This window comes from Campylobacter concisus, from assembly GCF_003048445.1.
Taxonomy (GTDB): Bacteria; Campylobacterota; Campylobacteria; order Campylobacterales; family Campylobacteraceae; genus Campylobacter_A; species Campylobacter_A concisus_BF.
The window spans coordinates 69642-95396 of sequence record NZ_PIQW01000011.1 but is presented as its reverse complement, the minus strand read 5'-3'; the positions used below and the strand labels follow the sequence as shown (position 1 = coordinate 95396).

27 protein-coding genes, 1 other RNA gene and 1 pseudogene are annotated in these 25755 nt (G+C 39.6%); 15 read left to right on the top strand and 14 right to left on the bottom strand.

Going from position 1 to position 25755, the window contains the following annotated elements:
* Positions 1–568 precede the first annotated feature (568 nt).
* The gene (locus CVT14_RS08020; RefSeq protein ID WP_021088714.1) at positions 569–2065 is read right to left on the bottom strand and encodes a C69 family dipeptidase; all 1497 of its coding nucleotides are present in this window, start codon (positions 2063–2065) and stop codon (positions 569–571) included.
* 200 nt (positions 2066–2265) lie between these two features.
* Here CVT14_RS08020 and rpmI point away from each other — a divergent pair, with 200 nt between their 5' ends.
* Together rpmI and rplT are read left to right on the top strand one after the other, a co-directional pair.
* Positions 2266–2457, top strand: coding sequence for a 50S ribosomal protein L35 (gene rpmI, locus CVT14_RS08015; protein ID WP_012000969.1), 192 nt, complete (start codon positions 2266–2268; stop codon positions 2455–2457).
* Positions 2458–2557: 100 nt separating this feature from the next.
* Entirely contained in the window at positions 2558–2914 is a 357-nt protein-coding gene (gene rplT, locus CVT14_RS08010) for a 50S ribosomal protein L20 (RefSeq protein WP_004317321.1), read from the top strand.
* Positions 2915–3336: 422 nt separating this feature from the next.
* Here rplT and dapF read toward each other — a convergent pair whose 3' ends face one another.
* Positions 3337–4080 carry a diaminopimelate epimerase gene (gene dapF, locus CVT14_RS08005; RefSeq protein ID WP_107850081.1) on the bottom strand — a complete coding sequence of 248 codons (744 nt, stop codon included), beginning with the start codon at positions 4078–4080 and terminating at the stop codon, positions 3337–3339.
* A 75-nt stretch (positions 4081–4155) separates the two neighbouring features.
* Here dapF and CVT14_RS08000 point away from each other — a divergent pair, with 75 nt between their 5' ends.
* Entirely contained in the window at positions 4156–4776 is a 621-nt protein-coding gene (locus tag CVT14_RS08000; RefSeq protein ID WP_107850080.1) for a DNA alkylation repair protein, read from the top strand.
* Here the strand turns inward: CVT14_RS08000 and coaE are convergent.
* A complete protein-coding gene (gene coaE / locus CVT14_RS07995) occupies positions 4766–5368 on the bottom strand; it encodes a dephospho-CoA kinase (RefSeq protein WP_107850079.1) in 603 nt (200 codons plus the stop codon). The genes CVT14_RS08000 and coaE overlap by 11 nt on opposite strands.
* A 79-nt stretch (positions 5369–5447) precedes the next feature.
* On the opposite strand from coaE, the gene purM reads away from it, so the two are divergent.
* Genes purM through CVT14_RS07980 form a run of 3 tightly spaced genes read left to right on the top strand, consistent with a single transcriptional unit; the run spans position 5448 to position 7142 of the window.
* Positions 5448–6431 carry a phosphoribosylformylglycinamidine cyclo-ligase gene (gene purM, locus CVT14_RS07990; protein ID WP_107850078.1) on the top strand — a complete coding sequence of 328 codons (984 nt, stop codon included), beginning with the start codon at positions 5448–5450 and terminating at the stop codon, positions 6429–6431.
* A complete protein-coding gene (locus CVT14_RS07985; RefSeq protein WP_107850077.1) occupies positions 6431–6721 on the top strand; it encodes a hypothetical protein in 291 nt (96 codons plus the stop codon). The genes purM and CVT14_RS07985 overlap by 1 nt, the downstream gene beginning before the upstream one ends.
* 1 nt (position 6722) lies before the next feature.
* Positions 6723–7142 (top strand): RDD family protein, encoded by a 420-nt coding sequence (locus tag CVT14_RS07980; protein WP_107850076.1) that lies wholly within the window; start codon positions 6723–6725, stop codon positions 7140–7142.
* Positions 7143–7437: 295 nt separating this feature from the next.
* On the opposite strand, the gene CVT14_RS07970 is transcribed toward CVT14_RS07980, so the two are convergent.
* A complete protein-coding gene (locus CVT14_RS07970; protein ID WP_009295127.1) occupies positions 7438–7872 on the bottom strand; it encodes a hypothetical protein in 435 nt (144 codons plus the stop codon).
* A 113-nt stretch (positions 7873–7985) separates the two neighbouring features.
* Between CVT14_RS07970 and ffs the strand changes: the two genes are divergently transcribed.
* An RNA gene (ffs, locus tag CVT14_RS07965) (signal recognition particle sRNA small type) lies at positions 7986–8083 on the top strand.
* Here ffs and CVT14_RS07960 read toward each other — a convergent pair.
* The 5 genes from CVT14_RS07960 to dnaA all read right to left on the bottom strand — a co-directional run bounded on the left by CVT14_RS07960 (position 8070) and on the right by dnaA (position 14798).
* Positions 8070–9305 (bottom strand): HD domain-containing protein, encoded by a 1236-nt coding sequence (locus CVT14_RS07960; protein WP_021085664.1) that lies wholly within the window; start codon positions 9303–9305, stop codon positions 8070–8072. The genes ffs and CVT14_RS07960 overlap by 14 nt on opposite strands.
* Positions 9305–9922: a preQ(1) synthase gene (gene queF / locus CVT14_RS07955; protein WP_234403120.1), complete on the bottom strand. Its 618-nt coding sequence runs from the start codon at positions 9920–9922 to the stop codon at positions 9305–9307. The genes CVT14_RS07960 and queF overlap by 1 nt, the downstream gene beginning before the upstream one ends.
* A 17-nt stretch (positions 9923–9939) precedes the next feature.
* Positions 9940–12249, bottom strand: coding sequence for a DNA topoisomerase (ATP-hydrolyzing) subunit B (gyrB, locus tag CVT14_RS07950; protein ID WP_021087013.1), 2310 nt, complete (start codon positions 12247–12249; stop codon positions 9940–9942).
* 17 nt (positions 12250–12266) lie between these two features.
* Positions 12267–13334, bottom strand: coding sequence for a DNA polymerase III subunit beta (gene dnaN, locus CVT14_RS07945; RefSeq protein ID WP_107850074.1), 1068 nt, complete (start codon positions 13332–13334; stop codon positions 12267–12269).
* Between the two features lie 153 nt (positions 13335–13487).
* On the bottom strand, positions 13488–14798 hold the full coding sequence (gene dnaA, locus CVT14_RS07940; RefSeq protein WP_002940543.1) for a chromosomal replication initiator protein DnaA: 1311 nt from the start codon (positions 14796–14798) through the stop codon (positions 13488–13490).
* Between the two features lie 122 nt (positions 14799–14920).
* On the opposite strand from dnaA, the gene ruvC reads away from it, so the two are divergent.
* The 8 genes and pseudogenes from ruvC to CVT14_RS07905 all read left to right on the top strand — a co-directional run bounded on the left by ruvC (position 14921) and on the right by CVT14_RS07905 (position 20436).
* Positions 14921–15400, top strand: coding sequence for a crossover junction endodeoxyribonuclease RuvC (gene ruvC / locus CVT14_RS07935; protein ID WP_087581269.1), 480 nt, complete (start codon positions 14921–14923; stop codon positions 15398–15400).
* 16 nt (positions 15401–15416) lie between these two features.
* A complete protein-coding gene (locus tag CVT14_RS07930) occupies positions 15417–16106 on the top strand; it encodes an MOSC domain-containing protein (RefSeq protein ID WP_107850073.1) in 690 nt (229 codons plus the stop codon).
* A gap of 105 nt (positions 16107–16211) precedes the next feature.
* Positions 16212–16946 (top strand): annotated as a pseudogene (locus CVT14_RS11075) (cache domain-containing protein); the annotation flags it as partial.
* 54 nt (positions 16947–17000) lie between these two features.
* Positions 17001–18137 (top strand): methyl-accepting chemotaxis protein, encoded by a 1137-nt coding sequence (locus CVT14_RS11070; protein ID WP_413784379.1) that lies wholly within the window; start codon positions 17001–17003, stop codon positions 18135–18137.
* A 105-nt stretch (positions 18138–18242) separates the two neighbouring features.
* Positions 18243–18758: an S-ribosylhomocysteine lyase gene (luxS, locus tag CVT14_RS07920; protein ID WP_012140684.1), complete on the top strand. Its 516-nt coding sequence runs from the start codon at positions 18243–18245 to the stop codon at positions 18756–18758.
* A 1-nt stretch (position 18759) separates the two neighbouring features.
* Positions 18760–19866 (top strand): DNA adenine methylase, encoded by a 1107-nt coding sequence (locus tag CVT14_RS07915; RefSeq protein ID WP_107850071.1) that lies wholly within the window; start codon positions 18760–18762, stop codon positions 19864–19866.
* Positions 19867–19930: 64 nt separating this feature from the next.
* Positions 19931–20161, top strand: coding sequence for a hypothetical protein (locus tag CVT14_RS07910; protein ID WP_021088739.1), 231 nt, complete (start codon positions 19931–19933; stop codon positions 20159–20161).
* Complete coding sequence (locus CVT14_RS07905) at positions 20161–20436, top strand: type II toxin-antitoxin system YafQ family toxin (RefSeq protein ID WP_012140681.1); 276 nt, start codon at positions 20161–20163, stop codon at positions 20434–20436. Before CVT14_RS07910 ends, CVT14_RS07905 begins: the two co-directional genes overlap by 1 nt.
* A 47-nt stretch (positions 20437–20483) precedes the next feature.
* On the opposite strand, the gene thyX is transcribed toward CVT14_RS07905, so the two are convergent.
* The 5 genes from thyX to CVT14_RS07880 all read right to left on the bottom strand — a co-directional run bounded on the left by thyX (position 20484) and on the right by CVT14_RS07880 (position 25736).
* Entirely contained in the window at positions 20484–21113 is a 630-nt protein-coding gene (gene thyX, locus CVT14_RS07900) for an FAD-dependent thymidylate synthase (RefSeq protein ID WP_035169738.1), read from the bottom strand.
* 92 nt (positions 21114–21205) lie between these two features.
* Positions 21206–23650, bottom strand: a complete 2445-nt coding sequence (flgE, locus tag CVT14_RS07895; protein ID WP_021088768.1) for a flagellar hook protein FlgE — start codon at positions 23648–23650, stop codon at positions 21206–21208.
* A gap of 117 nt (positions 23651–23767) precedes the next feature.
* On the bottom strand, positions 23768–24040 hold the full coding sequence (locus tag CVT14_RS07890; RefSeq protein ID WP_021088726.1) for a type II toxin-antitoxin system RelE family toxin: 273 nt from the start codon (positions 24038–24040) through the stop codon (positions 23768–23770).
* Positions 24040–24330, bottom strand: a complete 291-nt coding sequence (locus tag CVT14_RS07885; protein ID WP_021088839.1) for a hypothetical protein — start codon at positions 24328–24330, stop codon at positions 24040–24042. The genes CVT14_RS07890 and CVT14_RS07885 overlap by 1 nt, the downstream gene beginning before the upstream one ends.
* A gap of 38 nt (positions 24331–24368) precedes the next feature.
* Positions 24369–25736: a Na+/H+ antiporter NhaC family protein gene (locus CVT14_RS07880; RefSeq protein WP_021088800.1), complete on the bottom strand. Its 1368-nt coding sequence runs from the start codon at positions 25734–25736 to the stop codon at positions 24369–24371.
* Positions 25737–25755: the final 19 nt, after the last annotated feature.

Here is a 25755-nt window from a genome sequence, read left to right as displayed (position 1 = left end):
CAAGCAGACCCCGGCATACGCCCCCTAGAACGGCCGCGTGGGCGCGGAGATGTCTATAAGCGACCGAGGGGGGGGTTTGGGGGCGGAAGGGGCGACGTTTTGCGTCGCAAGCTCGCAACTGCAAGCAGACCGTAAGTAGAAACCCCTTCTGCCACCAAAAGCCAAATTTTCACTATCACAGCTCAAACAATAAATTTAATCACCCAAAACGCGGTGGATGACACCCACTTCTTCTTAAACTAAAGTAAAATTTATAAAAAACCCTACTAAAAAGGTCCTTGCCAAATTTCAGGCACTGCTTAGCTTTGCTATTAAAAATGCAGTTACAATGCAGCGGACCTGCTAGCAAAAAGGGATTTATCTCAATGTGAAAAAATGTAAAATCATTTAAAAATTTGCGTGTTTTTTGAAAATCGCTGATATGTTTTTTGCCGAGATTAATGAGCTTTACGCATGGGACAAGGCATCAGCGTTTTTCCTTTGTAGTGAATTTTTGTCGCATTATAAACGCTCTTTGCCAAATTTTTGTTTAAAGTTTGGGCGCTACTAAATTTCGCGCCCAGAGTTTTTAGTCTTTTTTGCCTTTATTTAGGGATTTTAGTTTAGCATCCATATCAGCTGTAAGCATCGTAAAGACCTTATTTGTAAGATCTTTAGTTAGATCTTTTGCCTCTTGCATAGTCTTTTGGCTAAATTCATTCAAAAGTTTGTCCGCTTTTTTCTTATCTTTTTTATAAAGTTTTACGTACTCATCTTCAAATTTAGCCTGTTTTACCGCCAACTCTTTTTCAAATTTAGCGTATGCCTCTTTTACCACTGGCGAATACTTCTCATAGTCAGTCATCACAAGGGTTTGAAGCTTTCTATAAACCCAGTATATCGAAGTGTCATCAGCGTCGTATGAGCCATCAGAGTAGCCTTTTATAAAGCCATCAAGCCCCTCGTAATACGGCAAATAAACGCTAAGATCAGCCATACCAAGAGCGACGTAGGTCACACGACCGATCTCTTTTGGTAGCCATGGGCGCACCTGCATGACGTGAGACTCATACGTTCTAAAGACGCTTATAGCACGGTAGATGTTTTTCTTATCTTCATCTTTGCTAGCGTAGTTATCAAACGGCGTGCCGTCGTAGTGGGCTCTCATCGCAGCTTTTAGATCTTCTACACTTAGTTTTTTCTCTGGTTTTAAAAATACTGGAAATTTCTGACCATCAGCGAAGTCTTGTTTTAAGCTTGGGTTAAACATGCTTTGAACCCAGCAAACACGTGGGTAGTTGTAAGTCACATCTCTCTCATCGTCCCTTGTATAGGCCTTTGTGAAGTTAAATTCGCCATCTTTTGCAGGGTCGTAAGTCTTGTTGTCGATCGCAAATTTGATGACATCTTTTGCGCCCATGAAATTTGGATCATTCTCTTTATAAGCGTGAAGTCTGCCTTGGTTTGCAGTGACGAAGTACTCATCTTGTGGGATCTTCGAAGCGATCCATTTGTGGCCTGTGCCAGTTTCAAAGTACCAAAGCTCGTTTGCATCGATAAATACCACGCCAAAGCCCTCTCCAGCGCCTTTTGTCTCTACTATCTCGCCAAGAAGCTTAACGCCCTCTTTTGCACTCTTCATACGCGGCAAAAGCACGTCAGGGATGTCATCTTCTGTGATACCGGTCTCTTCGTTGTATGGATCAACTTTTAAAAGCTCATCTTTTGCGTAGATGGTCTCAGTGCCACTTAGTCCAACGCCAGCCTCGTTGTAGCCGACTGCTCCGTGAAGTTTTGTGTGTGAGTTTGCGATAGTTGTGTATCTCATGCCATCTTTTGGAAGCGGATATGTAAAGTCATTTGCGCCGTCATGGGCCTTTGAGCTGTGCATGCCAGTTTGGTTTTTCGTAGCTGGATGTATCAAAAAGACTTGCGCCTTTATAGCCTTGCTATCTGCGCTCCTAGCCACTAACATAGAGCCGTCGTTTGAAGCTTTATCTCCTACTAAAATGGTAGTGCATGCCAAGCTACTTGTGCCTAAAATCGCACTCATAGCGACGATTGATGCAAGAATTTTCCCTTTCATTTTTACTCCTTAGTAAAATAAATTTCTTATATGTGATTATATTTCAAATTTAATAATTTAGTTCTAAATTTTAAAACTTTTTTAAGTTAAATGTAAATTTATCGCAAATTTTCTCTAAGTGAAATTTAAATTTTCTAAAGGATTTTTCGCTATAATCCAAATCTTACGCACTTGCGTATAAAATTTCAAAAAGGATTAGCATGCCAAAGATGAAAACCGTTCGCGGTGCTGCTAAGCGCTTTAAAGTAGGTAAAAATAAGATAAAAAGAGGCTCTGCTTTTAGAAGCCATATCTTAACAAAAAAACCTAGTAAGCGTATGAGAGATTTGCGTGGCCCACAATACGTGGATAGCACAAATGTCCCAGCCGTTCGCAAAATGCTCGGCGTATAAGCAGCTGTAGATTTAAGTTTTTGACAAAAAAGTCATTCAAACTCCCCCAAATTTAGGGGCAAGACTCACTTCGTGAGCGCCAATTTGTAAAAGGATAAATATGGCAAGAGTAAAAACAGGCGTAGTTAGAAGAAGACGCCATAAGAAAGTTTTAAAGCTAGCACGTGGCTTTTTCAGTGCTAGACATAAACACTTTAGAAAAGCTAAAGAGCAACTAGAGAGAAGTTTAGTTTACGCATACCGCGACAGACGCCAGAAAAAACGTGATTTCAGACGTTTATGGATTGTTCGTATCAACGCAGCTTGCAGACTAAACGACATTAGTTATTCAAGATTTATCAACGGCTTAAACAAAGCTAAGATAGAGCTTGATAGAAAAATTTTAGCTGATCTAGCTATGAATGACGCGAAGGCATTTGCGGCACTTGCAAAACAAGCAAAAGATGCTTTGAAATAAACCTTTTCTCCGCTTTGGCGGAGATCTTCTTTTTTATACACTTTAAAATTTAATAACAAAAACTCTAAAAACTCTTTGTTTTACACAAAATTTGATATGAAATTTAGCCCGCGACTTTTACAAACTACTAGCCAAATTTAACTACCAGCAACCAAAATAACTAAATTTCAATACTCGTATCAAAGCAGTGTTTAAAAGCTCCACTAAATAAAATTTCGGCAGAGATTTTTACACCCCACTAAATTTCATATAAATTTATTCTCGAAATATTTAAGTAGCTAAACTCTTAAATGGTTTGTATTTAAATTTTAATCAATACCAATATAAATTTAGCTAGCTGTTGGGCGTAAATTTAGCGATATAAATTTGAAATTTTACTTGTTCTGATTAACCCAAAGCAAGCGTAAAACTCACTCTAAAAGCTAAATTTCAATACTCGTATCAAAGCAGTGTTTCACCGCTCCACTAAATAAAATTTTACCTTTTTCCAGCCTAAGACCAAGCTCCTCGCCGCTTTTTGGATAGACTTTTAGGCATTGCGGTGCGTTTAAATTTAAAGTAGCGCCGTAAAAGCAAGCTGCCATGCCAGTGCCACAAGCTAGCGTCTCGTCCTCCACGCCCCTTTCGTAGGTTCTCACCTTTAAAACACCGCCATCAAATTTGGCTAAATTTACATTTGCATTGTATTTTTGACGAAGCGCCCTGCACTCTTTGACGTCAAATTCATCTAAATTTTGCGTGAAATTTACAAGATGCGGCACGCCAGTATCGTAAAAGTACCAAGTTTTGCCATTTTCATTTAGCGGTTCGCTTAAGATTTTTGGACTTGTTAGCACGACCTCGACGCACTCATCTTTCACGCTTGCCATCACCTCGCCGCTGCCAGTTAGCAAGGCAAATTCGCTCGAACTTACAAGGCCGTTTAGATAGGCATATCTAGCAGCCGCACGCGAGCCGTTGCCACACATAGCAGCGTAGCTTCCGTCGCTGTTGTAAAATTCCCATTTCACGCCCTTTTCGTAAGGCAAAAGCACGATGAGCCCGTCAGCTCCCACGCCGTTTGTCCGGCTACAAATTTGCCTTGCAAGCTCGCTTCTATCTTTGCTTAAAAATGTGTGAAATATGACAAAATCATTGCCACTAGCGTTGTACTTTGAGACTTGCATGAGCTGTCCTTTTATTTTTTGCGTGATTTTACTAAAATTTAGATAAGAGTTATTAGTAATTTTAAAGGAGCCACCTTGAAGAGCTACATCTTAAATTTAGAAAAAGAGTTTTCTTTGATAGAAAATGGCTTTAAAGAGCAAGAAACTAGGGCTTTGGCTGACTATAAAACAAATGGAGCTGAGCACTGCAAAGAGCTGGCGCGTCTAGCATACAGCTCAAAGCTCTATCAAGTCAGGATGTACGCCGTCTTTCTCTTTGGATACCTATCGGATCGTGAAGAAATTTTGACGTTTATGAGAGATCAGGTTTCAAAGGATGAAAACTGGCGAGTTCAAGAAATTTTAGCAAAGGCGTTTGATGAGTTTTGTAAAAAAGTTGGCTACGAGCAAGCACTTTTAACCATCGATGAGTGGCTAGAAAATGGCAACACAAATGCAAAAAGAGCCGTAACAGAGGGCCTTAGGATATGGACTAGTAGGCCCTATTTTAAAGATAACCCAGATGAGGCCATTAGGCGGCTTTCTAGTCTAAAAAATAGTGCGAGCGAGTATCTTAGAAAATCAGTTGGCAATGCCTTAAAAGATATAAGTAAGAAATTTCCAAATTTAGTAAAAGCCGAGCTTGATAGCTGGGATTTGGGTAGTAAAGAGGCCATGCAAACATATAAATTTGCTAGTAAATTTATCAAGAAATAGCGCCGATCTGCTTTAAAAATTTCTCTAGCTCCAGCTCTAAATTCTCCCTGTCATTGCTATTATCGATAACAAATTTTGCCATTTTTTTCTTTTGTTCGATGTCCATCTGAAGCTCTACTCTAGCCTTTGCATCCTCTAAGCTTAGAGCGTTTCGGCTCATTAGACGGCTTAGTAAAAGCTCTTTTGGCGCGTAGATCACAGCTACATTTTTAAACTCAGCGTAACGCTCTTTTTTTTCAAAAAACAAAGGGATATCGACAAAATAAACCCGTTCCAAGCGCTCAAGCTGCGAGGCCTTTGATAAAATTTCAGCCTTTATCTTTGGATGCAAAATTTGCTCTAAATTTTTAAGCTTTTTTGGCTCACGAAAGACGATGGCGCCCAGTTTTTTGCGATCTATCTTGCGAGCCTCATCTAAAATTTGCTCGCCAAAAGCTTCTACTATCTCGCCTTTGCAAAATTCAAGCTGCTCGTGAGCGATAAGGTCTGCATCGATCACGCTAAATCCTCGCTCTTTTAGTAAATTTACAACCGTGCTTTTGCCGCTGGCGATCGAGCCTGTGATGACGTAGGCGTTTGGAAATTTCTGCAAAGTCGCTCCATTTTTGAAAATTGATAACAATTTTAGCAACTTTTGGCTAAAGTTTTAAAAAATAACCAAAAGGGCGAAAATGATAAGTTATAAAGATGCCGGAGTCGATATAGATGCTGGAAATAGCTTTGTTGAGGCGATCAAGCCTTTCGTAAAATCTACGCAAACACCAAACGTCATAGGCGGCATCGGGTCATTTTCAGGTGCGGTCAGACTGCCAAGCGGATATAAAAATCCAGCTATTTTAGGCGCCACAGACGGCGTTGGCACGAAGCTACGTCTTGCTATCGACGCTAAGAAATTTGACGGCGTTGGCGAGGATCTAGTCGCTATGTGCGTAAATGACCTCATCTGCAACTTCGCCACACCACTCTTTTTCCTCGACTACTACGCGACTGCAAAGCTTGAGATAGAGAGTGCCAAAGAGGTGGTGAAAAGCATCGCAAATGGCTGCAAAAAGGCACAGTGCGCGCTGATAGGCGGTGAGACAGCCGAGATGCCGTCGATGTATGAAAAGGGCGACTTTGACCTTGCCGGATTTGCCGTGGGTATAGCTGAGGCTGACGAGATCGATAGGAGCAAATTTGTAAAATCTGGTGACGTTTTAGTCGCACTTCCTAGCAGCGGCCTGCACTCAAATGGCTTCTCTCTTGCAAGAAAAGTAGTAAGCGAGCTTGGACTTAAATTTGACGAAAAAGTGGGCGATAGAGCGCTCATCGACGTGCTTCTTGAACCAACTAGAATTTACGTGAGCGATTTTTTAAAATTAAAAGATAAGATCACAGCAATGGCGCATATAACGGGTGGTGGCATAGTTGAAAACTTGCCTCGCGTCTTTCCTGCTGGACTTGGTGCAAAGGTGCAAAAAAGCGCTGTAAAAACGCCTGAAATTTTTAAAATCCTCGCGCAAAAAGTAGAAGAAAGCGAGATGATGAGGACATTTAACATGGGCGTTGGCATGATCCTTGTTGTGCCTAAAGAAAACGTAGATGCTGTGCTAGCAAATAGCGATGGCTACATGATCGGCGAAGTGATAAACGGCAAGGGCGTTGAGCTAGTTTGATGCACACAAATAGTGTAAAACGCCTGCAAAAAACCAAAAATAAGAGCTTTTTTGACCTTAGTGTCTATCAGTTTTTAGGCATGTTTGGCGTGCTAGAGAGCGATATCAAAAAGCTTGATTTTTATGAGTATTGGTGTGAGGTCTCGCGAGGATCAGGCATGCTACCTATCATGCAAGACAACGACGAGGACGGCGATCTTTACGATGAGAGCTGCGAGGTGATCGACTGCCTTATCTACCTATATGATTGGGAGAAATTTAGCCGTATCTACATAAACACAGGAAAATAACTTGGCAAAGCAAAAGGCAAAAATCGCACCGATCTGGGCTAGAGTAAAGGCCTCTATCATCGATCTTTTTATCATCGGTATGCCAATATTTTACGCCACGACCTATCTTTTGCTTGACGGCAAAGAGGCGTTTTTGCAAAACCAGCTTGCGATCTTTGGCGCAAATAGCCTCATCTCATTTATAATGTGTCTATTTTTTAGCATAAAGGCACAGACTCCAGGCTACAAAGCGCAAGAAATTTATCTCATAAATTTACAAACCGGTAAAAAGCTAAGCCTTTTTCACGCGATCTTGCGCCAAATTTGCTTTGCATTTGCTGGCTTTAGCATCATCGGACTTTGCCTTTGCTTTTTTAGAAAAGACAAGCTAAATTTACACGACATCATAACCCACTCAGCCGCCGTGCAAAAAGCAGCTTAAATTTACTTCGCTCCGTGCCAAAGTAGGCGTTTTTTGCCTAGCTTTATGTCGATACTCTCTTTTATAATGGAGCAGATATACTCTTTAAAAACCCTATATCTCTTGTCCTTTACAGGGTAGCAAACAAGTGCCACTAAGAAGTTACAAAACAGGCTAATCTATGCTCTTAATTTTTTATCTTGGCAACAGCTTTATCACAAAATAATGCACATTTATCAATGTAAATTTTACTGATGGGGTATTGTTATTTTATTTGCTATCTTAGAAAGATTTTTGATTAAATTTAGGATGAAATTTAAGCGCTTTGCGAGTAGAGTTTGACCTCATTTATCAAAAACTCATAGACCCTTTGCTGGACTAAAATTTCCTCCTCGCAGCCACTCATCAAGCGGCGAAGGTGCGAAAAGTCTATCTTTTTAGCATATCTTTTGTGATCTTTCATATCTTTATCTATGCTTAAAAGAAGCGTGTCAAGCGTGATCCTATCGTTTCTTTTGACCCTTGCCACGTACTCTCTAACGGTTTGGATTAAGAAGTCTTTTCTAGTCTGATCGTTTTCATAAATTTCATTTACGATGTCATTTAAAATGAAAAAATCATCCTCGTCTGGGTCAAATTTAGCCGAGATAATTGCAGCAAAAATTTTGGCACGAAACTCTAAAGACTTGTGATGATAGACAAAAAAATCTCTAAAGGCCGATAAAAAACGAAGTTTGATCTTTCCTGACATTGCCCTACTTTTGGTGAAATTTATGTGAGATTATATACTCTTAAAGCTAAATTTTTAAAAATGTAACTATAAAACTAAATTTAAGTATAGTTTTTGTATGATTGCAAAGCTCCTTCTTAGACCTGTGCAATGCTTTTTATGAGCACCGCTTCAGGGTGGGAACACAGCAGAGCACTTGTATTAAGTGTGTGCCGCAGTCATCTGAGAGGGGGTCTTTCTAAACCAAAATGCTCATTAAAATCATCGCAAATTTCTAAAAAATCCACTCCGTCGATCTTAGGTTTTTCGCTAAAAAATTTATACATATTATTAAAGCCGTCAGTTAGCTCTTTTGACTTGACACCGTAGCTTATAGAAATCCCAGCCTCGATGTAGGCTGAGAGCTTGTCGCAGTATTTTAGCGCTTTGCCGTCAATCGGGTTAAATTTATCCTCATTTACGTTCTCCATAGTACCTTCGTGGCAGATGATCTTGCGCTCATAAGTCCTATTTTCAAACTCATCTTTTATAAATTTCTCGCCATCTTTTCTGATGCCAAGAATGTAGCTAAACTCATCTTTGATCTTTTCAGGCACAAATGGCAAAATCCTCTCATCAATAAGCCTCATCTCATACTCGCTGATGATCTCATTTAGCCCCTTTACGCCGTATTTTACAGGGCTTATGATATCTCTTGTAAGGCTCTCTGGTAGGTCGTGGAATAGTGCGCAAAAGAAGTTATTTTCTAGCCGTTTTTTGCAAGCTTTTGCTTTTAGCGAGTAAAAGTAGCTAAGTATCGCAACAACTAACATATGTCCTAATACCGCAGTTTCAGGGATACGAGGCGTTTGTGCCCAGCGCTTTTGAAACCTTAGCCTGCCACTTAAATCAACAAGACGGGCTAATTTTTGATTCATAGCGATCTTTCTAACGCCAATTAGCTCGTAATAATCCTCCATCTCCTCCTCAACCTTCGCCTTAAGCTCGTCGATGTCACTTAAAAACTGGCTCGTTTGATAGACGATAGAAAATTCCCACCTCGTGGCAAGATAGCTCGCTGCTTTTAGTATAAGGCGCTCTTTTTCGTGAGTTTTGTCGTTTTTATAGTGGTTTTTAAATCTCTCCAAAAACTCGCCACCCTCGATATCTGAGATGAGCGTCTCAAGGTTGCTTAAAACCCAGCTATTTATCTGCTCTTTTTTCGTCTTTTGGATGTGGTGAAAGACGTCAGGGCGTATGTCTGTGACTACGACCCTGCTTAAAAACTCAAAAATCCCAGCCTCGATGATGTAGTTCATGTCGGCATTTTGCTCTTGTTTTGCTATGAAATAAGCGATGATAAATTTATGAGCCTGTTTGTCAAGCTCGACTAAATTTGTCATCTTTGGATAGTCGTTCCAACGTGATATAGATGCTGCTTTAAAGATATGTTCTATAAGCTTAGCACTTATCATTATTTATCCTTTTTGACTACTTTTGGCTTCTTATCATCGGCATAGCTTATCTTTCTAAAGCCCTCTTTGTTTGAGCTTCTTCTTGGCTTGTCATCTTTTTTAAATTTATCATCTCTGCTGCCTCTACTGCTAGCGCGATCGCTTGTGCTACGTCTCTCGCGCGGCTTGTCGCTAAAGCTTCTCTCCCTACTTCTTGGAGCATATTCTTTCTCTTCAGCTGGCTTTTTTACCACTAGATCAGAGCTGATCTCGATAACTGTATGGACATTTCCACGTGGGTTAAAATCCCCAACTATCTTCATAAATTTAGGCTCAAGCTTTTTCTCTAAAACAGAGTAAATTTCATTTATACTATCTTCGTGGCTGATATTGCGGTTCATAAAGCTATTTATATAAAGCTTTATCGCTTTTAGCTCGACAACTAGCTTATTTGGGATATACTCAAGGTATATGGTCGCAAAGTCAGGATAACCAGAGCGAGGGCAAAGGCAGCAAAACTCAGGCAGAGTGATCTTTATGATATAGTCCCTTGTTTGCTTATTTTCCCAGACCTCAAGGTCACTCTCTACGTCAAATTCTTTTAAAATTTTCTCGCCATACTTCATCTCTTCGCTCATTTTTTATCCTTTTTCTTTTAAATATCCAAGTGTTTAACGTCTTTTGCGTGGTCTTGGATGTAGTTTCTTCTTGGCTCGACCTCATCGCCCATGAAGAGATTAAACGTATCAGAAGCGCTTATAGCGTCGTTTATATCGATCTTTAAAAGTCTTCTGTTCTCAGGGTTCATCGTAGTCTCCCAAAGCTGCTCAGGGTTCATCTCACCAAGACCTTTGTAGCGCTGGATATATGCACCTTTTTTCGCATTTTTCTCTACTTCATCAAGCACGTCTATAACGTCACTATGCAAGTCTAGGCCGCGCTCTTTTATCTTTTGGCTGATGTAAAGCGCCTCTTCATAGAGTGGATTTGTGAATAAATTTTCATTTACCACAAGCTCTTCTAGGCCACTTTCAGTTTGGACATAAATTCTAACCTCATCTTCGCTAACGTAGTGGTTTAAGATGTTGTGACCCTCAGCTTTTAAGAAGTCTCTTAAAATTTCAAAAATTTCATTGTAGCTTTTTGAAACTATGTCTGGATTTTCTATCATATAGCGGATCGCTGAAAGGACGTTAAAGCGTTTTTCAAGCTCTTTTAAGACGCTTCTATAAGCTGCAACGATCTTTAAGAAATCAATCAAATCCGCACTGCCAATGCCCTCTATATCAACGCCCTCGATGCCAGTTTCGATAAGAAATTCATTTAGTGCTTTTTCATCTTTTAGATAAATTTCTTTCTTACCTTTTTTATAGCGGTAAAGTGGCGGCTGAGCTAGGTAGATGTGGCCGTTTTCTACAACTTTATTTAAAAATCTAAAGAAAAATGTTAAAAGCAGTGTCTGGATGTGGCTACCATCGACGTCGGCATCGGTCATGATGATGATCTTATGATATCTAAGCTTCTCGGCGTCAAATTCATCTCCGATACCGCAGCCTAGCGCTGTTATCATATTTTTTATCTCGTCAGACTTTAAAATTTTATCCAGTCTTGCCTTTTCAACGTTTAGAATTTTACCCTTAAGCGGCAATATCGCTTGGAAAACTCTATCACGTCCCTGCTTTGCAGAACCGCCCGCAGAGTCGCCCTCCACTAGATATAGCTCGCTGATAACTGGGTCTTTACTCTGGCAGTCAGCTAGTTTGCCAGGGAGCGTGCCTACGCTCATGCTCTCTTTTTTACGAGTTAGATCCCTAGCTTTTTTAGCAGCTTCTCTACCACGAGCTGCCATTAGAGCTTTATCCATTATCGCTCTTGCTTCGATAGGATTTTCTTCAAAATACTTTGTAAGCACGTCAAAAACCATCTTTTGAACGATAGGTTTTACGTAGCTTGAGCCTAGTTTGCCCTTTGTTTGTCCCTCAAACTGCGGCTCTGGCACCTTTACGCTTACAACTGCGATAAGTCCCTCGCGGATATCTTCGCCAGTTATCTTTGTATCTTTTTCACGTGCAGCAGCGTTTGCTTGAACGTAGTTTGTGATAACTCTTGTAAGGCCCGCTCTAAAGCCAGCTTCGTGCGTACCGCCATCTGGAGTTTTGATATTATTTACAAAGCTTAGTAAATTTTCACTATAAGTGTCATTATAAAGCAGCGCAAAATCAACCATAACATCATCTTCACCGCCGCTAAATGAGACAGCTTTGCTGACAGCGTTTGCCTTGTTCATATCAGTTACAAAGCTCTCAAGTCCGCCCTCAAAATGAAAGCTCTCGCTTCTGCCATTTCTTTGATCTTTGAAATTTATAGTTATCTTTGGGTTTAGATAGGCTAGCTCACGAAATCTTTTTACTAAAATTTCATCGTCAAATTCAGTCACTTCAAATATACTATCATCTGGCCAAAACTCAACCTGCGTACCTGTGCGGTTTGTAGTCTTTATAACTTCAAGATCGCTTTGTGGGATGCCTTTTGCAAATTCTTGTCTATGAAGCTTGCCATCACGTTTGATATTTACGATTAGCTTTTTAGAAAGGGCATTTACGACAGATACACCAACGCCGTGAAGACCACCAGAGACTTTATAAGTGTCCTTGTCAAATTTACCACCAGCGTGAAGCACAGTTAGAACAACAGTCGCAGCTGAAATTTTCTCAGTCGGGTGCATATCTACTGGGATACCACGACCATTATCACTAATGATCGCTGAGCCCTCACGTGTAAGCTCAACATCTATCGTATCGCAGTATCCTGCCATCGCTTCGTCGATAGAGTTATCAACGACTTCGTAGATCATATGGTGAAGACCGCTTATGTTAGTATCGCCTATATACATGCCTGGGCGCTTCCTGACCGCCTCAAGACCTTTTAGTACTTTAATATTTTCTGCGCCGTAATTATTTTCCATCATAAACCTTTTTTAACTTATATATTTAATGGACTTATAACCGTTAAAAGCTCTTTTGAGCTAACAACGAAAGGTAAATTTTTATCTTTAAATCCAAACTCAAATTTCTCATCTTCTATGCTTTGTAAGAAGTCTATTAAATTTCTATTTTTTACATTTATGCTGATATCTTCTTCAAGTCCAGTTTGAAACTCTATCATCGTTTTGGCTTCTGAGTTGTCCTCTATGATGCTCTCAAATGTGATGCTCTCTTTTGAAAAAGTTATCTTCATCTGATCGCTTAGCATAGAAATAGTCTTGATACCCTCAACCATCTTATCTCTGCTTAGCTCAAATCTTATAGCAATATCTTTTGGTATAACGCGCTCATAGTCAGGGAATTTGCCATTTATCAGCTTTGTGAAAAACTCAAAATTTTGGCTTTGTGCGATGAGGACGTTTTCATCATAGTAAATTTCTATCTTGTCGAAAAATAGCTTTTGAATTTCATTTATCGCTTTTTTAGGGATGATCAGTGAAAACTCATTGCTCGCTTCATTTGCAAATTTAAATACAGCTAGCCTTTTTGTATCGGTGCCTACTATATTTATATAGTTTTGTTTTATATCTAGTAAAGCGCCGTTTAGCTCAAATTTAGGGTTATTGCTATCAATGCATGGCAAAATTTTCTTTAAGCTTCTGCCTAACATTATGGCGTCTATGTTAAATTTAGCCTTGCCTTCTATCGTTGGAAACTCTGGGAAGTCTTCAAATTTATACATAGGAAGTTTGTATTTTGAGTTTTTTTGCTTGATGTAAAGATAGTTATTAACAGTTTCAAGCGTCACCTCTTCATCTTTTAGGCTTTTTATGATGTCAAGTAGCTTTTTACCATTTGCAGTTGCATAGCCCTCATCAACGATCTTTGCGTTGCTTAGTTTATATGCTAGTCCTATCTCGTGATCAGTCGCTTTTATGTTTAAAACCCCATCTTTAACTGAAATGTAGATGTGAGAAGTGATAGCACTAAGATCTCTTTTTTCGAGATATGGATTAGTGTTTGTTACTATGCTCTCAAGCATATTTTTGTTTATTAAAACCTTCATTAAATACTCCCTCTTATTTTTAATTTTCTTTTTGTTGTATTAGTTGGTAGCGTGAAAGTGTGAAAACCATCTTTTCTCACGCCAGCATCGTTATTTAAAATGTGAAAAGAATTTTTCATTTCTTCACATTTATTCACGAATTTCATTCTGTTTTTATCCTTTTGTTAAAATTTTGTTCTTTATCTCAGTCACTCTGAGGTTGAAAATTTCGTTGCTCTCCATGAGCTCGTTTATCTTTTTTATATTGTGACTAACGGCGCTATGGTCTTTCATACCAAAATAGTTTGCAATTTGTGGCATTGAATTTGTAGTGAGCATCTTTGCAAGGTAGATGATGATGCGTCTAGCCTCGACGATGTTTTGCACTCTTGACTTGCTTTTTATGTCGCTTGGCTTGATATTTAGCTCTTTGCTAACGATCTCTATAATGGTCTCTAAATTTATATTTTCATGCTTCTCTTTGATGAGATCTTTTAGTGTGTTTTTAGCAAATTCAAGCGTTATCTCAACTCTCATCAAGCTTGCATAGGCGTTTAAATTTATGATAGCGCCCTCGATCTCACGGATATTATCGCCCATGTTTGTAGCGATGTAGTCGATCACTTCTTTGTTTAGATAAATTTTGTCAAATTCACATTTTTTGATGATGATGGCTATCTTTGTATCAAGCTCAGGTGGCGTTATATCAGCCATTATGCTTTGTTCAAACCTAGACTTTAGCCTCTCATCAAAGCCTTTTAGTATCTTTGCAGGGCGGTCTGAGGTCATGACGATCTGACCTTTTTTGGCGATGAGCTCGTTAAAGGTGTTGAAAAACTCCTCTTGAATTTTATCGGTCTTGCCAAGAAACTGCACGTCGTCTATTAGTAAAACGTCGCAGTTTCGGTACTTTTCACGAAATTTAGTCATCGAGTGGCTATTTAGATGCGTGGTAAAATCAATCATAAACTGATCACTCGTCACGCAGATGACGACCTTGCCTTGATCTAGGCAATAATTACCAACTGATTGAAGCAGGTGCGTCTTGCCAAGGCCAGTTGTGCCATAGATAAAAAGTGGGTTGTAAAGCACGCCAGGCTTGTCCGCGACTGCTTTTGCGTTTAGAAATGCAAACTGATTTGAGTCGCCGCAGACAAAATTTTCAAATGTATATCCAGGGTTTAAAATGCTGCTTTGCGCCTTGATCTGCTTTACATTTACTTGATTTTGCTTTATGTTTTTTAGCTTTGTTTGGCTAGTTATCTCGACTTCTGGCTTTTTGCCGGTTTTTACTTCGTAAAGGTAGGCTATCTTTTCTGCGTATCTAGTTTTTATAAATTTAGCCATCAACTCACTCGTGGCGTTAAAAACTATAAAATCTTCGTTTGAAGCCTTTTCGTTAAATTTTAATTGTTTGATGTAGCAGTCAAATTCATTAGCGGATATTTTTGTCTGTAAAAGCTCTAAAATCTCGTCTGCTAGCAAATTTAAACCCTTTTGAAGTAATTAATTTTATTAGCGATTTTATCTTAAATTTAATAAAACCTTTGTTAAACTCCGACAAACTTTTTCACGGCGTGAAAAAGTCGTGAAAAAGTATTGAAAAGATTGTGATGAAAATTTTAGGAATCGATCCAGGCACGAAAAATTGCGGTTACGCGATACTTGAAAAGAGTAAATTTAAAACTATACTTCTTGAAGCTGGGCTTATAAAGATAAAGCCAAACACGCTTCAATACCAAATAACAGAGCTTTGCGAGGGGCTTGATCTCATCTTTAAAAACCATAAATTTGACGAGGTCGCGGTAGAAGACATATTCTTTGCCTACAACCCAAAAACGGTCTTAAAGCTCGCTCAGTTTCGCGGGGCACTTAGTCTTAAAATTTTGCAGCTTCATGGCGACTTTGCCGAATACACGCCACTTCAAGTGAAAAAAACGGTCACTGGCAAGGCAAAGGCTGATAAAGAGCAGGTGGCATTTATGGTGAAAAAAATTTTAGGCATAAATAAAGAGATAAAACCGCTTGATATCACCGATGCGATCGCGATCGCGCTAACTCACGCGAATAATTTAAGAATAAACTAAATTTAATAGGAAAAATATGGCAACACTAAAAGCTTTACTAATAGGAGGCGTGAAAAACTACGGCTCGCAAAATGCAACTGATAAGTTAAATTTACCTTGGAGCTCAGCTATTTTTAAAGTAGCTCAAAATGGCGAAATTTTCGCAAATGAGCTTGGCTTTGAGGGCGATAGCGTCGCTGATACGAAGCACCACGGCGGCCCTGAAAAGGCTGTTTTTGCAAATTCGTTTGCAAACTATGCCGAGTGGGAGAAATTTTTAGGATTAAAAAACATAGCTTATGGGGCGATGGGGGAGAATTTATGCGTTGATGGGCTTGATGAGAGCTGCGTCTATGTGGGCGATATCCATAAGGTGGGCTCGCTTGTTCTTCAAGTCTCGCAGCCTAGAAAGCCATGCTTTAAGCTCTCAAAAAGATGGGGCAATGAAAATATGGCTACTCACATCTTTGAAACAGGCCTTACTGGCTGGTACTACCGCGTCCTTACGCCAGGCTCGTGCAAAGTGGGCGACGTGATAGAGGTTGTAGAAAGTGATCCAGTTCATATGAGCATTTTAGAGATAAACAGGCTCTTTTACGCGCCAGGTGAAAATTTAAATTTACTAGAGAAATTTAACGCCCTCACCACTCTTACAAATGGCTGGCATGATGATATGAAAAGACGCATCGAGGGAATTTATAGTACTGAATTTATGAGAACACTATAAACATTTATATTTTTGCTCCGATTTTGTTTTGCAAATGAATTTCAAACAAAATTTAAAGGAGCAGAGGTGTTTCGTTCTATCACAAATAAGATAGCACTCGCCTTGATGATCTTACTCATCATCTCGTTTTGCGCTATCTCGGCGGTTAGTTATTTTACTTCAAAGGACAAGATCGTTGAGCTTGTCAGTGGCAAAGAGGATCAGGTCCTCAAAGATATAAAGAGTGTTGCAAACACTTTTTTTGATGAAAATTTAGAGTACGTCAAGAAAATTTCATCAGCAGTTGAAGGCGCTCAAAGTGGCGATGAGATAATGAACTTTGTCTTATTAGAAAAAAAGGTCGCAAACTCTGCGGTGAAATATGTCTATTACGGCGATGAGGATGGACACTTCTTTCAGTCAGATGGTAAAAGAACAACCGTAGCTGATAACTACGACCCAAGAACTAGAGGCTGGTATAAGAGCACAAAAGAGAAAAATAAAGAAATTTATACCGAGCCAAGGGTCACTTCTACAAACGATCTTGTTGTAAGTTTCACCGCTCCAGTTACTAAAAATGGTAAATTTATTGGCGTTGCTGGTATAGATGTAGATGTGAAAAAAGTTAGCGACAAGATCATCGAGATAGGCAACACTGGCGATGGCGGATATGCTTATGTGATGAGAAAAGATGGCACTATGCTCTTTTCTGACGTAGTTTCAGAGGTTGGTACTATCTTGCCAGCTACAAAGGTCGTCTCAGAAAAATATGCCAATAAAGAATTTGACGAAAATGGTCTGATCTCATATAAAAACTCTAAAAACCAAGATGTAACGGCTAAAATTTTGCCTATCAACGATGATGGCTGGCTTGCAACCGTTGCCATAGGTGCGGATACATTTTCAAACCACACTATGCCTATCTTAAAAGCTCAACTAATGCTTGCAGTACTCTTTATAGTCATACTCTCAGCCATTGTTTTCGTGCTACTAAAACGCTCGCTTAAGCCTATCAGCGTTATCCAAGAGAAGCTTTCTGATACCTTTAAATTTATCACTTATGAGAGCAGCACCGCTCCAAGCAAGCTAGATATCCACACGACTGATGAATTTGGCGTGATGAGCCAAGAGATAAACAAAAATATAGACAAAGTCATAGCTGGCATCAAAAAAGATAACACCATGCTTGAAGAGCTAAATGTAGCTGCAAATAATATGATAAGAGGAAATTTAGGCGTCAAACTAAGTGAGAATCCAAACAACCCATCTCTTATCAAGCTAAAAGATCTGCTAAATACCTTCTTTAGCTCTATCAGTCAAAATTTAGGCAGCGTCATAAATATCCTAAAAGCCTACTCAAACAATGACTACACCGCTAAGATCGAGCTAAGAGATGACATAGAAGCTGATCTAAAAGCTATGATGGTTGGTATAAATAACGCAGGTGACGCTATAAGCGCTATGCTAAATAGCAACCTAAATCAAGCTCAAATCTTAGAAGAAAAGGCAACTATGCTTGCTGAGTCTATGAGAAATTTAACTGATGGTGCGAGCAAACAAGCTGACTCTATCCAAGAGAGCGCGGCTGCGGTTGAGCAGATGAGTAGCTCGATGAATGCTATCTCACAAAAGACAGGGGACGTCATAAGACAAAGTGAAGAGATCAAAAACATCATCGTCATCATCCGTGACATCGCTGATCAGACAAATTTACTAGCCCTTAACGCTGCCATAGAAGCAGCAAGAGCTGGCGAGCATGGACGTGGCTTTGCGGTCGTGGCTGATGAGGTTAGAAAGCTAGCTGAGCGCACACAAAAAAGTCTAGGCGAGATCGAGGCAAATACAAATGTATTGGCTCAGTCAATCAACGAGATGAGTGAATCTATAAAAGAGCAAGCTGAGGGCATAAATATGATAAATAGAAGTGTTGCTCAGATAGATAACGTCACAAAAGAAAATAGAAGCGTTGTTAGTAACACAAACGATGTAACTAGCGAGATAGACGGCATGGCGAAGGTCATACTAACAGACGTTAGAAAAAATAAATTTTAATACCCCAAACTATTCAAATACTACTAGGCTCATGTAAATTTACGTGGGCCTTTAAATTTTAAATCTTTTTTACGCTAAAATTACCAAAAATTTAAAGGAGAATATATGCCACTACTTGATAGTTTTTGTGTAGATCATGTGAAGATGAAAGCCCCAGGAGTAAGACTAGCAAAGAGTATGAAGACCCCAAAAGGCGATGATATCAGCGTTTTTGACTTGAGATTTTGCAAGCCAAATGAGGAAATTTTGCCAGAAAAGGGCACTCACACTTTAGAGCACCTATTTGCTGGCTTTATGAGAAACCATCTAAATGGCAATGGCGTGGAGATCATAGACATCTCGCCGATGGGTTGCAGGACTGGCTTTTATATGAGCGTGATCGGCACACCTAGCGAAGAAGCTGTAAAAAAGGCATGGCTTGCTTCGATGAAAGATATCTTAGAGGTTAAAGATCAAGATAAGATCCCAGAGCTAAATAAATTTCAATGCGGCACTTACAAGATGCACTCACTTGATGAAGCGCACGCCATAGCAAGCAAAATTTTAGCACAAGGTCTAGTCATCATAAATAACGATGAGATCAAGCTTGACGTTGATGCTATGGGACTAAAAAAGCACTGATTTGAAACCAGCTAAACAAGAAAATCAAGCCTATCTAAAAGAGCAAATTTTAACCTATCTTGGTAACAAACGCTCTCTTTTAGGTTTTATCGAGCGAGGCGTAAAATACGCAAAAGACGAGCTTAAAAAAGAGAAGCTTAGCTGCTGCGACCTCTTTAGCGGAAGCGGCGTGGTGGCTAGGTTTTTAAAGCAAAATAGCGAATTTCTAGTCGCAAACGACTTGGAGCTTTATAGCTTCATCACAAACTCATGCTACCTGCAAAACGCCACAAATGAGCTAAGAGATGAGATAAATTTTTGGCAAAAAAAGCTTGAAAAAGAGATAGAAGAAAACCTTTGTGAGGGCTTTATAACAAGGCTTTATGCCCCGCAAGATGACGAAAATATCGCATTTGGCGAGCGGGTCTTTTACACAAAGAAAAATGCCATATTCATTGATACCGCAAGAAGGCTCATAGATGAGATATTGCCAGAGGAGATGAGAAAATTTTTCATAGCTCCACTACTTTATAATGCAAGCGTGCATGCAAATACGAGTGGAATTTTTAAAGGTTTTCATAAAAATAAAGAGGGCATCGGTCAGTTTGGAGGACATGGGCAAAATGCCATCTCAAGGATCACCTCTGATATAAATTTGACTAAGCCTATTTTTTCAAATTTTAGCGTGCCATTTGAGGTCTATCAAAAGGACGCAAATTTACTGGCAAAAGAGCTTGATGGGCTTGATCTAGTCTATCTTGATCCGCCTTATAACCAGCATCCATACGGCTCAAACTACTTCATGCTAAATCTCATCGCAAGCTATGAAGAGCCAAGTAAAATTTCAAAAGTTTCAGGCATCGCAAAGGACTGGAACAGGTCAGTTTTTAATAAAAAATCATCAGCGAGCGAGGCATTTTTCGAGCTCATAGCAAATTTAAAGGCGAAATTTGTGCTTATCTCGTTTAACTCAGAGGGCTTTATCAACCAAGATGAATTTGATAAAAATCTAAATAAAATGGGAAAAGTTCATCTACTTCGCCAAAAATATAATGCCTACCGCGGCAGCAGAAATTTAAAAGCTAGAAACATCCACGTAGACGAACTTCTCTACGTTTTACAAAAGTAAATTTAGACAAAAACACAATAAAACAAAAAATGATATAATCCCCAAAAAAACAAAAAGGCATGCTATGCAAACAATAACAATAATAGGCGATAATATCAGTCAAAAAGCTATTGAGGCATTTAAAGCGATGGCGCAAGCTATGGATCCTAAATATAAAATCAAGTATGTCAATAGTTCAAAAGAGCAAGAGATACCGACAGAGCAGACATTGCTTGATTTAAAAAACGCAAAAAGTGTTGGATTTTACAAAAATCATGATGACTTGATCAATGAAATAAAACAAGAAAATCATTGATGAGAATTTTAGAAATTTTTAGCACTTATAAAAAGGATTTGAAGTTAGTTTTAAAGCAAGGATGGGATGAAAAAGCGATTTCAAAGGTGGTTTTTCAACTACAAAATGATGAAAAATTAGCTGATGATTTAAAAGATCATCAGCTTACTGGAAGTTTGAAAGAATTTAGAGAGTGCCACGTTTTTGGAGATTTGGTAATAATTTATCAAAGAGATGATGAAATTTTAAAGCTTTTTAAAATAGGCAGGCACCAAGATATTTTTAAAAGATACTAGAACACTTTTTTACATATCTAAATTTATACTTTGGTGCTGCTTTGCACTTAATTTTGCTCATCCTCTGGCAAGCACTTCTCAAAGATAAATTTATGCTCATTTGGCAAGGCGTCGTAGATAGCATTTGCTAAATTTCTTATCTCCCAAAGGGCTGACTTTGAGCTTCTTAGAGAGATGAAATTTTGCAAGCTTCTAGCATTTATACTCCATGTAAGCTCGGTTTTATAGCACTCTGGCAAGCAGTATTTAACTATATCAAGGCTCTTTGTAGTTGAGGCTAAAATTTCACGTAAATTTTCAAGCGCTTTTATACTCGCGTTATCGACCATTTCGTCGTTTGTTAGCACTATAAATTTAGCCGCACGCTCAAACTGCCCTACTTCAAATTTCTCCTCCTTTTTTAGCTCTTTTAGCGTGTAGCGGGTTGATTTGACGCTTAGGCTTGCTATGCGGTGACGGGCTAGCTCTTGAAGCAATGCGCGCGAGATGCCTTGGATGTAGAAGTTGTAGTAAAGGTGCTCTAGTGTTGAAGCATGTTTAAATTTATTACCCACCCTGTCTATCAGTTCGACATCTTTTTCGCCGCCATTATCGCCTTTTTCAAAGCTTTGCCAGCATGTGCGGATCGCGTGAGAGCAGATATTTAGTGGAGTGTGATTTAGAAGTGTTACTTGCATATTTTCTCTTTTTGTGAAATTTTTTAGCATTTTACAAAAAGAAGCCTGATTTTATTTGTAAATTTAAAAGGGAGTGAGAGCCCCCTTTGTGATTATTGTTTTAGTTGAAGAAGTGTGTTTAACATCTCATCGCTTGTTGTGATCGTTTTTGAGTTTGCTTGAAAGCCTCTTTGGATGACGATAAGATCTGTTAGCGCACGGCTTAGATCGACGTTACTAGCTTCTAGTTTTGAAGCCGCGATCGTTCCTTTATCGCCTGTGCCTGCTGCGCCGATGACTGCTTCGCCTGAGTTTGCAGTTTGTGAAAAGACGTTTCCGCCCTCACTTTGAAGACCCTCGTTGTTTGTAAAGCTAGCAAGTGCAACTTGAGCTAGACCAAAGCTTTGTCCGTTTGTAAATGCACCGATGATAGTGCCAGTTTCGTCGATCTTTAGGTCATTTAGCGTGCCACCTGTGTAGCCATCTTGTGAGATAGACTCAGTTGAAGAGTCTTTATCAAAGCTTGTTAGTCCGTTAAAGTCTGTTCCCAAGCCAAAATTTAAACTAACGTTTTGACCGCTTTGTGAGCCGTTGTTAGCTGAAAATGTTATCGTAGCTGGGTGAAAGCTAGCTAGTGAGCCGTTTGAGTTAAATCTCAATGAACCAGTTACGACGTTGTCTGGACCCTCACCTGTGTAGTTTATCTTAGCAGGCTCTGGCACTTGAATGATCATATTCCACTCTGTACCACCATCTGTTGTAGTGCCTGTCTTTGCCCATCTGATACTAACTGTGTGTTTTGAGCCAAGTGAGTCAAAAATTTCAGCCGTTGAGCCGTGGCTAGACATCATCATCTTACCGCTCGCTCTTAGAGCTTGACCTGGGCTTAGTGCGCCATCAAGTGCTTTCATGATATTTGTAAAGCGAACGTTTTCATTTACTGCTGCGTTGTTTGTGCCTTGAGCTGGTTTTGTAAGACCAGTTGTAGTCATATAAAGGGCTTGATCAGCCATTTCGTTTGTAGGGTTTTCTAGTTGAAATTGACCTAATTTATTTACAGTGATCTTTACGCCGTCGTTTGTATCATCTCCAGCTGCTGCTTGAAGTGCTGCGATACCTGCTGCGTGTTTTTGATCAGGCGTGCCAGCTGCTGCTGCATAAGCGTTGTTATATGCTAGTGCATAAGCTGGATTTGTTATAGCTGCGCCACCTGTGCCTGGAGCTACCTTGTGAGCGGCAGTTGCAAGTTTTGCTGCATCAAGTGCGTCAGAGTTTGCTCTTATTTGACCATCGCCGTTATAATCAACGTGGTTTCTAGCATCCTCTTGCATAGCTGCACGAAGATCTTCTGTTGTAGTGATCTGTCTTGCGATCTTGTCGTTATTTGGGTGAACAGCTGTTGTTTGTGAGCTTGTATAGACATATTGATAAGCTGTGATGATGTCTTTGCTAGCTAGACCGCCAACTGTGTTTCCAGCATTTACTGTTAGGTGGATGTTTTTTGTCTCTTCAGTTGTGCCTGAGTTGTTTCTGTTTATAAGCGTTAGCTTGTTACCCTCTGAAATTTCAGCTCTAACGCCAGTTTTATTGTACTGAGCGTTGATAGCAGCTGCAACATCACTGATACTTGTCATCGTGCCAGCTTGAGTTTTGATATTTTGTCCATTTAGTGTTATATCAAGTGTAGCTGGTGGGTTGATCTGACCGATGTTTTGTGCTAGAGCGCTACCTACGCTAAATTTTTCAGTCTTAGCATTTGCGTAGCTTACCCAGATACCTTGTCCATCTCTTAGTGCAAGTCCGTTTCCAAGCTCGTCAAATGTAACACCAAGATCGACGCCACGCTCTGTTAAAATTTGCTCGTTTCTTGAGTTTGTATAAAATTCGTCGTTGTTTGTATCGTTTTCGTTGTGAACTTCGTTTGCATTTAAAATTCCATCATTATTGTAGTCACGTCCGCCTGCAACTGAGTCAAGTGCGTATATAGGCGTGCTTCTTTGACCGATGCTGTTACCTGAGTCAAGGTTGCCTTTTATTTTAACTTCTGTTGTTGCTCTTGCTGGAGTTGTAAGACCTTCTTTGATGACGATGTTGCTTATAGGGCCAGTTGAATCGATAGTGCCAGTCTCATCATCTCTAGTCCAGCCTTGAACGATGTAGCCGCTATTATTTACGAAGTTGCCAGCCTTATCACGGACGAAGTCGCCGTTTCTTGTATAGTATCTTGTCGTTCCGCCATCTGGAGAGACGACAAAGAAGCCATTTCCTTGAAGAGCAAGGTCGGTTTGCTTATCAGTGGCTGTTAGTGTGCCTTGTGAGAAAATTCTTGTAGTTGAGTTTATAGTCGTTCCTAGACCTATTTGCATAGCGTTTTGACCGCCTAGCTGACCTTGTGGAGCGGTAGCTACTCTTGGAGTTTGGCTTAGTATATCAGCAAAATTTGCGCGGTTGTATTTAAAACCATAGGTATTGACGTTTGCGATATTGTTGCCTTCTACGTCCATGGCTATCTGGTGGGCTTGTAGGCCTGAAACACCAGACCAAAGTGATCTCATCATGAGCTTATCCTTTTTCTCGTTTTAAAATTTTTTATGATCTTTCTAAAGCAAAAGATGTTCCAAAATTTATATCGGCAAAAAGAGAAAAATTTGAAAATTTTTGTGTGATCGTATTTTTTAGTATGCTTTTTCTCGTGATGAAATTTCTATTATCTCAATAGTTAAAATTTCATCTTGCTTAAGCCCTATTATGCGGTAATGTATGCCAACTCTCCAACGCCAGCGATTATCATAGCCTTGCATCTTTTCTGCGTTGTTTGTTGCAAAAGGATTTTCTACTTTTTCGAGCTCTTTTAGAAAGGTACGTATTTTTAAAGCTGCTCTTAGATCACCTTTTGAAATTTTATCTAGTTGCTTGTCAGCAGAGCGCTTAATGACTATTTTATACACTAAACGCCCATTTCAGTTTTAACTTCGGCTATTAGTGCTTCTTGCTCCGCTTTTGAGAGTTTTTTAAATTCTATATCGAGTTTTTTTATGCTTGGAGACTTTAAAAGTTCATAATCTTTTGGCTCATCAAGTTTGCTTTTTATCTTTTTTTTAAGATAAAGGATTAGTTCTGATTGTTTTTTTAAAGTATCTTGCAATGAATTTAGTTTTTTTTCTTCTTTTTCAAGAGAATTAAACAATGCTTTACGTGTCATCGTCTCGTATTTTGCATAATCAATATTTGTTTGCATCGCATTTTCCTTTAAATTTTTTAATGATTTTAACACATTTATCCAAGTATCATGGCTCCTACGATGCCACCGATGATAAGTGGGATGTTGAAAAATATAAATGTAGGCACGCAAGTATCATATATGTGGTTGTGCTCACCATCAGCATTTAGACCGCTTGTCGGCCCAAGTGTGCTGTCGCTTGCTGGGCTTCCAGCGTCGCCTAGAGCTGCTGCTATACCAACTAGCAAGATGATAGCTGGCACGCCAAAGCCAAGGCTAAGGCAAAGTGGCACGTAGATAGAGGCTAAGATAGGTATCGTACCAAAACTAGTGCCTATGCCCATCGTGACTAAAAGTCCGATAAGTAGCATCAAAAATGCTCCGCCTATCTTGCCGCCAGATACCAAACTAGCGTATTTTACAAGCTCGTCTATACCGCCACTCTCTCTTAAAATAGTGCCATATCCCGCAGCAACAAGCATGATAAATGCGATGAAGCCCATCATAGCAAGGCCATTATCCATGATCTTATCTACTTTTTTATATTCGATGCCACCAAAAACGACCATGACCAAAAGCCCAAGTAGCGCGCCAAGTGGCAAGAGCGAAGTGTAAATTTGCACAACAAAGGCGACAACCGCACCAGCTAAGACCGCCCACTCTTTTTTAGTCATTTCAAGGCTTTTTGCGCGCTCGATCTCATCAAGCTCAGCCTTTTCAAATTTAGAAGTTTTATAAATCCTTTTTTTACTATAAAAAAGTATGGCTAAGATGAGCCCCACAAACATCGATGCACCGCCTATCCACATGACTGAAGAAATGTCTGAGATGGTTGTGTTTATGCCGTTGTTTGCTAGCTCTTTTTTAAGGATATTGTGAAAAAGCAGACCAAAGCCGACACTAATGCTAACATATGGCGCTTGAAGTCCAAATGTAAGAGCACAAGCCACCGCGCGTCTATCTATGCCCATTTTGTTCATAAGGGCAAGAAGTGGCGGGATCAAGATAGGTATGAAGGCTATATGAACTGGGATCAAGTTTTGAGACAAACAAGCGATAAATGCGATAGTTAGCGTAAAAATGACCTTGTTTGAGCTAAGAAATTTACTCATTGCATTTATCAAAATGGCTGTTAAATTTGTATTTGCTATGGCAGCTGCAAGAGCACCTAGCAAGATGTAGCTAAGCGAGGTCTCAAGGTTGCCTTGCATGCCGCTTATGAGGCTTTGCGTGGTCTCTTTTAAGGCCGTAAAAAAGCTCTCAAAACCGCTTGCCAAACCACTTTCAAATCCACTAAAACCATGCTTATACATAACCCCAGCAACAAGCGCAGAGATGAGGATAGAAAGCAGGATGTTAAAGCGCAGCAAACATAGCACCGTCATCACCAAAATGCTAAAAACAACAGGGTTAAAGAGAAGCATGAGTGTCCTTTTTGTATGA